The sequence below is a fragment of the Photorhabdus aballayi genome (assembly GCF_026153155.1).
Lineage (GTDB): Bacteria > Pseudomonadota > Gammaproteobacteria > Enterobacterales > Enterobacteriaceae > Photorhabdus > Photorhabdus luminescens.
On sequence record NZ_JAPFCD010000029.1, the window covers coordinates 48249 to 62900 of the forward strand.

Annotated in this window: 12 protein-coding genes; all 12 read right to left on the reverse strand. The window is 45.5% G+C overall.

Annotation, left to right across the window (positions count from 1 at the left end; all coding sequences use genetic code 11):
- Positions 1–114: 114 nt before the first annotated feature.
- Positions 115–3000: a baseplate wedge protein gene (locus OO184_RS14770; protein WP_265379839.1), complete on the reverse strand. Its 2886-nt coding sequence runs from the start codon at positions 2998–3000 to the stop codon at positions 115–117.
- On the reverse strand, positions 2993–5701 hold the full coding sequence (locus OO184_RS14775; RefSeq protein ID WP_265379840.1) for a baseplate J/gp47 family protein: 2709 nt from the start codon (positions 5699–5701) through the stop codon (positions 2993–2995). The genes OO184_RS14770 and OO184_RS14775 overlap by 8 nt, the downstream gene beginning before the upstream one ends.
- Positions 5702–5774: 73 nt before the next feature.
- Positions 5775–6191, reverse strand: coding sequence for a contractile injection system spike tip protein (locus tag OO184_RS14780; protein ID WP_265379841.1), 417 nt, complete (start codon positions 6189–6191; stop codon positions 5775–5777).
- A complete protein-coding gene (locus tag OO184_RS14785; protein WP_265379842.1) occupies positions 6188–6634 on the reverse strand; it encodes a GPW/gp25 family protein in 447 nt (148 codons plus the stop codon). Before OO184_RS14785 ends, OO184_RS14780 begins: the two co-directional genes overlap by 4 nt.
- A 12-nt stretch (positions 6635–6646) precedes the next feature.
- Complete coding sequence (locus tag OO184_RS14790; RefSeq protein ID WP_265379843.1) at positions 6647–8248, reverse strand: phage baseplate assembly protein V; 1602 nt, start codon at positions 8246–8248, stop codon at positions 6647–6649.
- The gene (locus OO184_RS14795; RefSeq protein ID WP_265379844.1) at positions 8245–8928 is read right to left on the reverse strand and encodes a CIS tube protein; all 684 of its coding nucleotides are present in this window, start codon (positions 8926–8928) and stop codon (positions 8245–8247) included. Before OO184_RS14795 ends, OO184_RS14790 begins: the two co-directional genes overlap by 4 nt.
- Positions 8915–9094, reverse strand: a complete 180-nt coding sequence (locus OO184_RS14800) for a DUF5908 family protein (RefSeq protein WP_132344685.1) — start codon at positions 9092–9094, stop codon at positions 8915–8917. The genes OO184_RS14795 and OO184_RS14800 overlap by 14 nt, the downstream gene beginning before the upstream one ends.
- Positions 9091–9549 carry a phage tail protein gene (locus tag OO184_RS14805; RefSeq protein WP_265379845.1) on the reverse strand — a complete coding sequence of 153 codons (459 nt, stop codon included), beginning with the start codon at positions 9547–9549 and terminating at the stop codon, positions 9091–9093. The genes OO184_RS14800 and OO184_RS14805 overlap by 4 nt, the downstream gene beginning before the upstream one ends.
- 35 nt (positions 9550–9584) lie before the next feature.
- Complete coding sequence (locus OO184_RS14810; protein WP_265379846.1) at positions 9585–10775, reverse strand: phage tail sheath family protein; 1191 nt, start codon at positions 10773–10775, stop codon at positions 9585–9587.
- Positions 10776–10829: 54 nt separating this feature from the next.
- The gene (locus OO184_RS14815) at positions 10830–12233 is read right to left on the reverse strand and encodes a phage tail sheath family protein (RefSeq protein ID WP_265379847.1); all 1404 of its coding nucleotides are present in this window, start codon (positions 12231–12233) and stop codon (positions 10830–10832) included.
- An 11-nt stretch (positions 12234–12244) separates the two neighbouring features.
- On the reverse strand, positions 12245–13327 hold the full coding sequence (locus OO184_RS14820) for a phage tail sheath family protein (protein ID WP_265379848.1): 1083 nt from the start codon (positions 13325–13327) through the stop codon (positions 12245–12247).
- 173 nt (positions 13328–13500) lie between these two features.
- Positions 13501–13950: a contractile injection system inner tube protein gene (locus OO184_RS14825; RefSeq protein WP_049585270.1), complete on the reverse strand. Its 450-nt coding sequence runs from the start codon at positions 13948–13950 to the stop codon at positions 13501–13503.
- Positions 13951–14652 lie beyond the last annotated feature (702 nt).

The window sequence follows — 14652 nt, forward strand, 5'->3', positions numbered from 1 at the left end:
ATTGTTGCCGTATAATGAAATGGCAATCAGAGAGAATATTTTATTTAACTCTGAAATCGATATTATTCAACGGGTATATTTTTGCGATTATTTTTACTTAAATTTAGTATGAACTTAAATTTTTGGTACATATAATAACTGATTATCTTTTATTACTTTTTCGTTCCATTCGGTTCCAGAGTCGCCAATAACTTCTTTGCGCTGCTGTTCAGTGGCGATTCGCATATTACCGGTACCGGTTGCCGTTGAAGGTAGACGCCCTAATGTTAAGGTTTCTAAGATATTATAGGCTTCATCACCCAGAGGCGCGCCATTGTTCTGCCAACGCTGATAAGTACTGGCAAAATTCTTGAAATGTTTTGGTGATAACCAGTGGAAAATCATGGAAAGATGGGCGGGAAATTCGGCTAAGATCTCTGTTTTTACCCATGCCTCCAGTTTATAAGGATCGACCTTATCATTCTCAATAAGTTGACGATTAATCACTACACTGACGATAAATGAAAAACGGTCAGCCAAGGCGTATTTTTCATTGGAGAAATACCAACGATAGCGCCATGCGTCTTCTTTTTTCGGAAAATCATATTGTTGGCCTGATATTTTTTTAAGTAATATTCGGCCTTTAATGCGATCAAATTCCATTACTTGTGCTTTAAGTGCATAATCGGCGGGAGAATCATTATTAACTAATGTTTTTGTAACTAATGTTTTTGTCGGCGGCCCATCGGGGGTAATGATATATTTCAGGGTGATTTCATCATTGACTTCAATCATAGCAGGGAAGGGGCTTTGGGTGCTGGAGATGATCCAACGTTCATCTTCTGTTCCCGTTTGATATGTCTCACTGGCATAAACCAGTTGATAATCCATATCTTCCATCCATACCGGGCTATTGCGCCAGCGTAAATTACCTTGTTCAAACGCGGTTTTCACGCGATCTAAATTACGCTCTAGATAACTGCTATTACGGGTGTCAAGTGAGAAGGCGTCTCCAGTAATATCAGTGATCATTTGGCCCCGTAATGTGAATTTTCTGTCGCCCTCAATAATGATCAGATTAATCACTTGACCATGCAATAATTGGCCTGCCGTTCCTTGCTGGGTAATGATTAATTGATGGTTTTTAGCATTAGGCTCACTTTTTATTTCTAGCTTATCGGGTTTCTGTTCGCTGTCGAATTTTTTGTCAGGTTTTACCGGTAATAACTGACGATGTTCAATCAGATAGAAAGGTAAATTAGCCAAATTGGGTTTTTCTTTGAAACATTCTCCTCCCAGGCCAATGCGGGCGGCAATCCGTTTTTGCAGCGCGGACACTTTATCAACACGAATATTATTACGCTGATAGGTTAATTCGGGTTGTTGCGCCAAATAACCGCGTTGAGTAGAGAGAAAATCCAATGAATCCAGAGTGAGTGGTCTGGCCGCGCGGTGGGTACCAAAATATTCCAGTAAGTAATTCAGGATTGATAATTCTTTTGTGTAATTTTGTGCATGGATACCGTCATCACTGTTAATTTGGGAATCATTATTTAGTTGTTTGATTAAATCGGGCATGATTTCTTGATGGACTTTCTGACTGACAGTATTGGCTTTAAAAGGCCATTGTGCGCCGTATACCGTATTTCCCCGTTGTTTAAAGGCTAACAGTTTCGGCAAGATAGCGAGTTCGGCGCAGCCGTTAGCCAGTATCTGTTCAAACGGCAATATAAATTGGTGCAGGTGTACTTGCTGTTGAGTCTCCGCGTAGGTCTGTAATCCATAGCAGGCGGGTAATTTATTGCTGACTGGATAGTAGTCCAAAACTTTACGATGTTTGCCCCAGTTTAATAATTCGGGCTGCGTCTCGATTAAGGGTTCTGCAATAATCTTGCTCGCTATATCTTGTTTAGAAACGGCGACTTTTACGCCGCCTTTGGCGGTAATGATGAGCGGGCTTGCTGGCGAGGAAATTAAGCTTAGGGGATCGTTACCCCATAGTCTGGGATAATATCCTTGAGCGATGGTCCAGGACCAATTATCGTCCGTCAGCGGAGAAATATTTTCATCGTGCTTGCCTAATGCCAATCGAGTAATACTTTGTACCCCGGGGATAGCCAGTAAACGATTAGCCAGATGGCTGAGCTTTAATTCTGTCGGCTTGGTGTAATCTTTGGCCGACGGTAATTCGGGTATCCAGCCGTGGTGTAAATAAGGTCCCGCGAATATTTCTTCATTGCTATAGCCTAATTCTTTCATGGCTTGGGTGGTATAACGTAACGGTGTTGCCAGTACCGTTTGTGTTGTTGTTATATAGACTTTGGCGAAGATGTCAGTAATATCTTTAACGTCATCATCCAGTTCAATATTAAGCTGTAAGAGAAAATCCGTTGGTTGTAGCCAGATAATTTTACTGACGGATTCCCCTAGATTACGGTTGTTTTTTAAGAAAGCCGCCAGACTTTGCTGCGCCAATGTTTTATCGGACTCAGTTTCCCGATTAGGGAGTAAATAAAGCCAGTAATTGCCTCTCAGTGTTAATTGTTGACTGTCTGGCGTTTTAATAAAACTGTATTCGCGTTTTTCTTTGTTATACCAATATTCATAGCGTTCGCTTGCAGGTTCACGAACTAGCTGTACGTCGTTAAAGAAGAAATAATCTGCATTGTTGTTATCGCTACTATGTAAATCCAGTAAGGCGCGGCGATAATCGTCTGCGGTAATCGGGCCGCAGGTCAGCATTTGTTGTGGCCCGAATTCCTGTGGAAAAATGCCATCGTCCGGTGTCTGTTCTTGTTTTTCGGGAGTAAGCAGATCGCGCAGGGGGAGCGAATGGCGATAGGCTAAATCGGATGCGCCATAACAACAGGCTTCTAATAAGGTAATTCCGGGATCATTTTCCGCTGTATTGCTCCAGAGTTGGCCGGATTGTTGCTCAATCACTGTCTTAGCCTGAGTCAGTAAGGTATCAAAGGCAATATCGTCTTTAACGATGGGAAACAGGGCATCCTGATTATTCATGGTTTGCTCCTTTATTAGCGAAACTCTTTTCTGACCAAACTAAAATCAGTACTTCATTATCAGCGGCTTCTACACTGTCGCCGATTGCTTCTACGGTTTGGGATGATTTTTTCAACGTTAAGTTGGTGACCCGTTCAACTAAAGGTGATTGCTGAATCTTGGCTAATAATGGGTAGTAATCAATGCGATTACCGGTTGTTGCGCCGATAGCGCTATCTTCCGCCCACGGCATATATTTTCGGCTGAGTTCCTGCTGTAACTGATGACGGCCGTAGTCGGGATTTATCCCTGTGACAAATACCAGTTGATAGCTGATCAGCACGTCAACGTAGGTAGGGTTGTCGATTTTGACGGTGGTCCAGGGACTGCTGAGTCGGCTTATCCAGTCGGCCATTTCCGCCAGTCTGGCCGGATTCAGGATTGGGCGTAGCGCATCGTCGTTATCTTTGTAACGGCTGTTAGGGATCACAATCAGTTGTTGCGTTTCAGGAGCCGGGATTTTGGTTAATTCATTGGCGGAAGGGTATTTGACATCAAATATGCTGATAAAATTCTCTTTCAGTAGCGTAACGATATTATCCCAACTTAAGGCACGGTTACGATGGGACAATCGGGGTGGAATTCGGGTGAGAAAAGCAGGCTTTGTTTCTTTCGGCCGACCATTCCAGGAAATCCAAGGTTGTGTCACACGGCTAATGGCGACGGATGTGCTGACGGTTTGCTTAATACTGTCGGCAGCCAACCCATTGATAAAGTGATCATTTTCAATACTTTCTGGGTTGATTAACGTGGCAGTGGCGGCGTTGTACAGTATGCCTTGCATTCTTGGGTAATCTTGAGGGGCGGTCTGCTGAGTTATCTCCGCTTTCAGCCAGTATCGTCCTGTCGGCATCAAGGCGGCTTGATTTGATGCGTCCTGCGGCAATAACGTACTCCATATCCCCCGGTCAAACAGGTTGTGAGTTTGATCGTGAACCAGTTGATTTAATGGTTGCCAGGTGTTTTGCTGATTCAGATAAGACCAAAATAGCGTAAGTTCTTGAATTCCGACCAGTTGCCAGTATAGGGATAACGTTTGTCCCGGCAACACGTTGGTGAAACCCAAATAGAGCGCGTCATTGGCGAATGAAGGAAGTTCTTGGTTTGGGTTTCCCCAACCAAAGGGAGTCAGGGGATAAACGGTGTATTGTTCAGTTTTTACTTTAGCGCTGAATGTGATTTGCAACGCACTGATTTGTGGGGTGTAGGGTAAATTTTTACCGGTCGGATCTTGCCAGTATTGGCTGTGCATAAAATCCTGTTCCGCCAATTCTATGCGCACTGATGCGGGCCAGTCATTGGGTGAGGGGCTATCGGTAACCGAGTAGTCCATTGCCGGTAAGGTAAAACTCAGGCTTTGCCCTTGAGGTACATCGGTTCCGCCAAATAATGACTGGGTTGCATTGAGCGCCTTTCTTCCCTGTGGAGTGACTAAATAACCCTGTACTTTAAATACGCCATTGTTGCCGGGTTTGGGATCATACTTTTCATACCATGTTGAAAAGTTCACTTTGGGTAAGCCAACCCATTGCGGAGTCAGGGTAAGCGTCGCATTTTCAGAACCATACCATTCAGGGGCAACCAGATTGAAGCCGGAACCCAACGAGGGAAATTGACCAAAGGGGAAACTGGTTTTATCTGTTTGTTCAGTTCCGCCATCGGAGGCATAGAGCACACTGCGGTTGCCGTTAATATTGATTGCAATACCGGTTATTTTGGGCAGTGTGGGTTGCTGAGTAGTGCCTAATTTTAATACCGGTACGTCGAATGTCATGCCATCAAGATTATCTGGCGGGCTGATAGGATCAGCCGTGGATGATAATCCCAGTTCAATACTCTTTTTGTCGATAAGTTTTACCGACAACGATAACCAGTGATCTTTTGCACTGATTTTAGCGGTAAGGTGTTCAGCTTGACCTTGCCAATCGCTTTCCAGCGTCAATGTGATATGACGTTCCCCTGTGGACATGGCAAACAAAGAAGAGGTAATCAGATAACCGGATAGAACCGCCACATCATTGGCTGTTGGGCTAAAAAGTTGAATACCGTTTTCGGGTAATGCAATGTTATCCGAGAGATTAAAGGGGATTGCTGATTGCCAGCCATTGTTGCCGTTTTTCCGATACCAACGCAGGTCGGTCAGTGCCCCTTGATTCGCCAATAAATCCGCGTCTGATGCATACTGTAACGAATTGCCGGCGCTATCTTGCCCAGCATCAAATAGCGTGCCTTGTGCTACCAAAAATTCCGCGTTATCCGTATTCAGCGCAACGCTGATGGCGACACTATCCGCCTGGGCGTTTCTGGGATTCAGTCCCAGTAATTCTCGATAATAAAGATCACGGTGTCGTGCCGGAAAGGTGTTTAATAATCGATTGGTTGTTTCTAGCAGTTTTAAAAAAGCCAGTATAAAAGCTTGGTGTGGCGGTAAAAGGCCATTGGCTTGATTAACTTGTTGGTAAATACTGGCTAATTGCTGAGGATTATTTTTCTCAATAAAGTAAAAACTATCCCAGAACTGTTTTTTATCTTGATCGAAAGGAATGATTGCGGCGTATTTTTTAAGCCAGTTTAAAATATCCAGCGTAGTTCTTTCATCAAGTTTAAAAGCAGTATTTGGCACGATAGCGGAGAGTTTATTATCTAACTCGGCCTGTCCCATATTGACACCACCTGTTATTTGAATGTATTCCTGATCAATTGTCAGGATTTAAAAATAAGGTTGAAGGGAGGATTTATCCGGCGCTGACGAAATATTGGCTGGCAATAAAACGGCCTTTTCCCATACTCGGCGTTGTCACATCCGGGCCGCTCGATGGATTATTCGCCGGTTGCGTCGGAGTGAAACGGGCGGTAAATTGCTGCCCGACCACGATCACCGCGGCAGAACTGCGGCAAAAGTTTGCCTGCTGGCTGGCATCCAACTGAGCAATAGTGACCATTCCCATACCGGGTATCGGGTGGCTGGGAGTAATATATTGCGCCTGAAATTGGACCTTTTTCTCGTCACCCACAATGGCGATCTTTTTGCCTTGAATCTGGGCGTGCCCGCTGCCTCTAATGGTTGCTGGTCCCAGAAGTGTGACTTGCCGGTTGCCGAATAAGGGTTCAAATAGCAGATTGTCGCCATCTGCCACTAATTGTTTACTCATAGGTTTACCCACATCTGGCCTTCGCTGACCTCAAGGATGCCATCAATTTGTTGGTTGATTTCGCTGCCTCTCAGAGCGTAAGTCACCTGAACATGTAGGGTATTGGGCAAGTCGGTTCTCTGATTTACCTGAATCATCGTGATTTCCGCGCGCGGTTCATAGCGCAGTACCCGTTCTTCAATGCGAGTTTGGATTTCTGCTATCAGTGCATCATTGATATTGGCAAACAGATAATCATTCAGGCCGCAACCATAATCTTCACGCATAATGCGTTCGCCGGGTTCAGTGAGAAACAGAATTTTCATGCTTTGGCGAACATTCTCCGCCCCTGCTGCCATTTGGACACCGGTGGGTATTTCTGGATGCGTATTATCTTTAATAAAAAACTGTGGCGGAAAGGCCCAACCCCGGCCATAAATATCGGCTAATATGTTGTCTGTCATTTTGCTGTCCTATTATTGTGCTAAGTTAATTTTCGCCCCTTTAATATCGACGCCGGATTTTCCAGCGGCTGACAGAGATTTTTCAGCCTGTAGGTTAATTTCCTGGGCTTTGGTAATGAGATTCTTCGCCGAATCTAGCGTGATATCTTTATCCTGTTGCAGTGATAACGCATGTTTTCCGCTATTAAGGGCGGCAATTTTATCTTGATGATTGAACACTAATGCTTGTTGAATATCCCCTTGTTTAATAACCAGAGTTTTGATTGGATTTTTTTCACTGGGTTCTAGCGGGGATTTATTTTTCGGGTTGTGCATGGCGCCTAATATCACCGGGAAGCGGGGATCACATTCAAAGAAGCCGATAATCACTTCATCCCCCGGTTCCGGGTAGAAACAGAACCCGCTTTCATGACTGGCATAAGGTTTACCCAGTCGGGCAAAAAGCACGCTGTTGGTTAAATTTAACGCCGGTATCCTGACCGGGATACGGTCCAGTGACTGCTTATCCTGTTGATATTTTTCCACCATCCCCACATGCAGCTCTTTAACCTGCGGAACCGCCGGTTCTGTCTCTGGTAACAAGCCCAGAGTTAACCGGGTGCGCCAGCCTTGCCGTTGATTGATGGTCTGACTGACGCCGGTGATAATCCCTTTACCATCCATGCCCTGACCAAAGCCGCTTAACGCCAGAACATCTCCCGGTTGATAGCGGCTATTCCCGGCAACTTCAACATTGCCGGAGACATTATCGCTTCGCAGGTTATTCATGATGCCTTGAGCAAGGTGTTTGGCTTGTTCATTATCTTGCGGATAGCTAAAAACCCATTGCCATGTCTGATCGGTTAAGGTTGCCAGATTGTCTGGCGCGAGTTGACCACTGCCAAGCCGGCTGTTTTTTGCCTGAGTGGCCTGAGACAGTTTTTGTTGGGCGATATCCCAGGATTGTACGCTCACTGCTTTGGGGCTGTGTCGGTTATCCCATTGCAGATCCGCCTCAAACAGCACAATGTCTTGATCGCCGCCACGTTGCTTAATGGTATGCACGGTTGATTGATTAAGTGATTCCGGCGTTGCCAGCGTGACAGTTTCGTTACCGGGTAATAACCAGATATTGGTCGCCGCCAGCCGGTTTTTTAAGAATTTCCAGTCATGGCAGCGAAACTGGACCATTTGCTCATGCTCAGTTTTAAGCTGGGGCGCCTGTTTTATCGTGACGGGTATACCCGCCTGACTGAATAGTTTTCTGATAATGGTTTCATCACTTTGTTGACTGAATAGCTGTGAATGAAAACCGTCAGTGAGCTTTTGCAGTGGATGTTTCGCCGTCAGGGTAACCAGACTGTCCTGACCTTTTAACTTAAGCGCTTGTCGAACAATGATCCCCTTAAACAACACGGTTTTTTGCAGTTGCACGATCAGTGCTTGATTGGGCCGACAGCTTGTCAGTTCAGCTTGCGCTTTGGCGGTAAAAATCGCGTTGGCGTCGCCGGCTACGCTAAGCGTGATGTTGGCTGTGGGGATACCGTTGATTTGATGGTTTACGGTCAGACTAACCACAGAAAACTGGCTGAGGGTTTTTCCCGCTATTTTAACGTCTATCGCCGGTATCTTCATGCGTCCCCCTGCGCTTGCAGCGTTTGCCCCGGGGTGAAATCATCCAGATTATCCAGATTGTTTTGCCAGGCGAGGGAGAGATAATCAATGCCGCCTGCCAGAGAAGCCCCGGCGCCTAAAGCGATTAACGGCAGAGAGAGCATATCGGTCACGCTGACTGCGGTGATCGGCGGTGATTTTAATTGTTGCTCAGTGGCTTGAATAACAAAGCTTTCGTCTGCGACTAAGGATAAGGTAGCGCTAGCCCGTAATGGCGTCGCATCACGATCAAATAGGGTGTAATTAATCGCAAGACCGCTGGCTCGGCAGGCGAAATAACCTTTGTTTTCCCAACGCATTTTGCCCCATTTGATTTTGAGGAAGTGGGGCACGCTGGTGCTGGCATCCACCGTACACAGGGCTTTCAGCGTCGCTAATTGGGTTTCTACCGGGATATTGTTGCCCGGCATGGTCGCGTCAAATAGCAGGACTAACGTCAAACCGGCGGGTTGCGATAACACATAGCGGCTGCTTTGGCTGGCATTGTTAACGCTTTCATCCTGTTGGTAGTGGGTTTGATAATCGAGTTGAATCCCATCAGGGTTATACATCGCTTGTAAGCTGCCTACGGAGATTTTCCCTTCCCGGTCTTTAAAGGCGGTCAGGGTGAGTTTGGACAGGCTGCGCTCAATTAAGCTCATAATGGCCTCCTGTTTCACGCAACGCCTCTAACACTTCCCGCTTGACGATCTCGATCAGACGGGCGTTATCCAGCGTCTCTTGAGCTAACGTCCGTGGGGTACCGGGTTCATTCACAGAATCGACGACTTTGGCCTGAATAATCAGCTCTTTAATTTCGACGGTCATACTTTCACTCCTAACCAGCGCATATCTTGATAACGTAGCTCCAGTGAGTTCACCAAAACGGTGTTGCTATTGGCGTCAAAGTCGCCGGTGGACCAGCGCACCGGTAGCGCGTTGCTTAATGTCCAACTTGCTACCGGTAACGAATGTTCATTCAGTAACATAATCACGACATCGGCATAGACCGCTTTTTCGCCCCGCAGGACGCGATCAAACACCAGCGTCAGCGGCGTCACAGTCATCACGCCGCGCTCCAACACCAGACTGCCATGTTGGATTTTTTCAGCCAGCCAGGTATTTCTGGCGTTTTCTCCGCCCTGACTGTGTTGAGTCGTTTGCAGTTCACGGCTCAGGCCCGATATGCGTTGAAAGGCGATATCCAGTGGACTGGGAATGTTGTTAAAAAGAAAACTGGCGATAAAACGGTGTGACACTGCCGGGGTGTAGAGGTTGTTCATATTTTGCCTCTGTTTAACTTTTGCTTCTGTTTAACTTAGCGGGTGGTACCGGTACGGGTATCGAATGTCAGGCTTAGCTCAATAAATTCGGCTGGAATTAGGACTGCGAGGCTGATTTTTATGATCATTTTTCCGGCCCGTATATCGGTTTCATTCATTGATTCGCCCACACCTAGCAACACCTTGAACGCTTGATCTTCTTGGGTGCCTCGTAGTCCGCCGTTTAACCATAACTGGCGCAGCCAGTTATAGGCTTGTCCTTTAAACTTCATCCAGGTGATGGCGTTATTGGCTTCAAAGACGAAGGCCCGGCCTAGTTGAGTCATATGAGCTTCGATATAAGAAACCAGACGGCGGATTTGGATATAACGCCAGAGGGAACCGGGAGTGTTGTCCAAGGTTCGGCATCCCCAGATCCTAATGCCTTTGCCGGGAAAGCTGCGAACCAGATTCAGCGAGGCGCCATCCGGGTTAAACAGCGCATTGGCTTCAATATAAGCGCGTACTGGGCTAATCACTTTGGCTAACGCGATGTTGGCCGGAGCGGTCCATACGCCTTGTTGGTTATCGTTACGCTGAATGACGGCAGCTACTGCGGCGGTAGGTGAAAGCACGATAGGGTTTTGCGTTTTATCCTGATAGGCGCTTTTTAGCAGCGGCCAGTATACAGCGCCCCATTGTCGATCAGCGGAAGAAAACTGTTTTAAACACTCAGCGGCTAATGTGGGATTGTCTGGGGCATCCAATAACCCCATGATACCGCGTCGGCTTTTGCAAAGATTGAGCGCTGATTGCCAAAATTGTAACCAAAGATCTCTTTGGGTATAGGAAACCTCTGTCTGATTAAAGCGGATAACATCCGGGGTGATAATCAGGGTAATGTCGTTCTCTGCGGCAATCGTTTGAGTCAGCCACGCTTGTTGCAGGGCAGTGATCAATGACGAAAAATCGCTTAATTGTTTCTCCGTACCTAATGACAGTACATAGGCTTGTTGACCGCCGTTTTCAAAGAAATGGCGCACGGAATAGTACATTAATCCTGACTCAGGAAATGACCGGGCAAAATCGGCCAAACTATTGAGCTTGATAGCGGTTTTATCGTCATCGTTTTTATTGATCGGAGAGGGGGTATAACCAATAAAAACCGGTATACCGATAAACGTGTCATCCTGTTTTGGGGATATTATGTTTTCTGTGACGGTGACGCTCGGCTGTGTTATTTCCATTATCGTCTCCTTAACGGCTGAATAGACGCGGTGTTTAGCCGCGTCTCAGTACGATTACTGTGCTACGTTTTGTGAAAACTGAAGGATAATAAATTCAGCCGGACGTACCGCGGCCATGCCCACTTTGACAATCATTTTCCCTTGTTTAATGTCGTCGTCGGACATGGTGATCCCTTTACCAATCTGAACAAAATAGGCTTCTTGTGGTTTATTTCCCGCTAATGCCCCTTGTTGCCATAAGGAATAGAGATAGTTGTCAATGGCCGACTTCACCCGTTCCCAGGTGGGCTGGCTGTTGGGTTCAAAGACGACGGATTGCATAGCTTGTTTGATATCCCGCTCTGCGCTATTAAAGAGACGCCGTACCGGAATGTAGCGCCAGTTGTCATCATTTTGCAGAGTACGTGCCCCCCATACCACAAATCCCCGATGGTTGAAGTAGCGAATGGCATTGATGCCCTGCTGATTCATGGCGCCTTGTTGATCGTCATTGAGCCGTTCAGCGACGTCGCTAATTCCGCTTAGCACGACATTCGCCGGGGCTTTCCAGACGCCGCGGCTGACATCAGTGGCGCAGTAGACTCCCGCCATGACAGCACTGGCAGGAATGGTGTTGCCGCTAGAGGCTATTTTGTCCTGTATTGCGTTAACCGCTTGTTGGTAGACAGTGAGATTTTTCTGTTTAAGTTGCGCCAGATTTTTGATTGCATCGGGTTTTGTTTCTGCATCTTCATAACCTGAAACTGCGATCAGGCTATCTTCCACTGGAATAAGTTGTGAGACTTTCACCGCCGGATAGTAAGTTGCGGTTTGCGATTGCACATTAACGCCCGGTATGCTGGTTTTAGTTTGGCTGTCAGCGATCAGGAAGTAGCCGGCATTCAGTAATGACGGTGTGAGGCTGTTATATATTTGACTTTGGTAACTAGCATCCTGTTCAGGGCAGACGATTAAGGTAATCTCCAGAGCTTGCTCAATTAACTCGGGGATTAATGCTGTGGTGGCGGTCTCTTGGGGATTAGCAACTGGCAGGATATAGCAAGGTCCGCCGCCATTTTGAAAATAAAGTTTTACCGCATCGCTACTTGTTGTGTAGGTACCGACAGTCACAGCGTAAGTGTAGCCGGAGTCTGCGTTAACAGCGATATTGGCAGTAGCAACGATATTAGTAGAGGCAACAGCCGCTGCATCGCTTTCAACATTCCCGGAAGGAGGAGAGGGAGGCGGTGGCGTTGGTTTAGTCGATGTTATGGCGATTGACGTAATACAACCGACATTAAATAAATTTGTAAAATCCAGCCAGCTACTAACACGTATCGCTTTTAGGGGTGAGCTAGTTTTTTTGGGCTGGAAGCGGCCGATAAAAACCGGGATTGCGGTGTTCCCGTGGCTGATGGAGAGCGATAATGACGCATCTTCTTCAATATAAACGCCGGGGTAGGTCGGTGTTGTTGGCATGTTGCCTCCAATTATTGTGCGACATTCTGTGTGAACTGCAAGATAATGAATTCGGCTGGACGAACCGCGGCCATGCCGATTTTGACGATCATTTTGCCCTGCTTGATATCGTCATCCGTCATGGTGACGCCTTTACCGATTTGAACAAAATACGCTTGTTCAGCTTTGTTACCCATCAATCCGCCTTGCTGCCAGAGGGAATGGAGATAGTTATCAATTGCCCGACGTACAGCTTCCCAGGTTGGTTGGCTATTAGGTTCAAACACCGCGAAACTCATGGCGTTTTTAATATCTCGTTCCGCGCTGTTAAACAGGCGGCGAACCGGGATATAACGCCAGTTATCGCTGTCTTCAAGGGTTCTGGCTCCCCAGACCAGCGTACCGCTCTTAGGAAAGGTACGGATCATATTCAGCGCCTTGCCTTGGTTATATTTTCCTTGCAGGTCATCAGTCATCGGATATTTAGGTTGTAATCCGCCCTGAACAGGAACGTTGGCGGGAGCTTGCCAGACGCCTCGGCTATTATCGACACTGGCATAAATACCGGCCATGACGGCACTAGGTGGAATATCAACCAAGGCTTTCTTTTCTCCCCATTCAGCGGTCAGCCAGGGGTAATAAACCGCGCCATATTGGGTTGCCGGATAAGATTTAACAACATCGTCTGGTTGTAGGCTGGAGGTTATTTGGGTTGTAGGGCCATCAAAAATGGCGAATAATCCTTTGCCTAATTGACAAAGTATCCCAACGGCGGTGGTGATCTCTTCTCCAGCGGCCACTAATAGTGTGACATCATCAAGTACTGGAACTTGCTGTTCTAAATCTTGCGTTTTGATGAGGTAGCCATATCCGCCGCCGTTAATAAAATAGGCCCGCAGTGCGATATCAAGTTTATTGGCGGGATCAAATTGTCCACCTTTTAGCGTCAAATATTCCAGCCAGCTACCAATGCGAATATAGGGCTTACCTGATATTAATGAATTATTATTTGCGACGGCAAAAGCAGGCACTGCTGTTGCGCCTGAACGAACAGAGAGTGCTGGTGTAGCGTCCTCTTCAATATAAACGCCGGGATAAGTTGGGGTTATTGGCATATTGCCTCCAAGTTATTATGCGATATTTTGCGCGAACTGTAGGGTGATGAATTTGGTTGAATTAATGAGCCATGCCAATGTTGATCATCATGTGTTAGCGCATAGATAATTGGCGATGTCAGACAATTGTTTTCTTCAATTTAAACAACGTAATAAATCGTTATTGTGATCTATTAAGGTGCTTGAATAGTGACTCGATCCGCAACCAATGCTATTTCTTGAATAGCGATATCATTGCTGGCGGCGTCAAAAGAAGGGGAGGTGAATGACGTTGGGAAGGCATTTGTCACATTCCAGGTCATCAAAATTTCGGTGCCGGCTTCGTTAGTCAGGCTAATGGCGATATCTTTTTTCTCAACTTGATTAAGTTGAATAGCATTAATCCAGTCAAAAAGCTTAGTGTCGCCAGAGAAGACGCCTTTACGCAGAGTAATATTGATCGATTGGCGTTGGCCCGGCATTTTATAGTAATTACCGGTACCATCTTTATATTCTATGACATCATGAGAGATATCGAGCCCGGAAACGTTGTTGAAAGGAATTTTCTCATCACCAATAGAGACAACAAACCGATAAGCAGGAATCGGATAGTCAACAGCAATTTGTTCTGGAGTTATAGCCATGATTTTTTCCTTGATTGTTTACATTTGAAATATAAGAAAAACGTCTATTACGTTGTTTTCCTTAGTACCTAACGATTGGGTATAGCTACCGCAATAACCTGATTTATAGAGGTTATTCTTTATATGAAATAACTTGGAATCTATTTCATTTCATTACAAAAAAGCCAAATAAAATAGCCTCAATGGGCTAGGTAGTTATTTGACGATTATTTAAATCACCTTACGTGAAACAAAATGATTATAGATACGGAATTTCCAAGTGCGATTATCAATTAATAATAATAATGATTGTTAATTGATATAGCAGGTTTTGATAATTTTATGCATCAGCATATCTTGATTGATTTCTATAACAGGGAAATAAAAACAGATCGTAACTTTAATCTTGAGTAATATTTCACATCCGTACTGTTGCGTATTGCCAGATGGTTGTGTTTTATTTTTCAGGTTATTGTTTCAAGAGTGAATAAATCATGGTAATAAATGAGGCTATTTTCTATTGGTTGGGGTAAATAGATTGGTTTTTTTTCTGTTTATGATTCTACCGATAAATTAATAATAAAGTCAAAAACTAATCGCATCAATGATTACTCATAGAAATAAATTAAGGTGTTTATTGAAAATAAATGTGATAGGAATGTGGTATTTAATATATATTGGCTTACATAAATATATTTTAAATAGTTATGCAAGTGGTTTTAA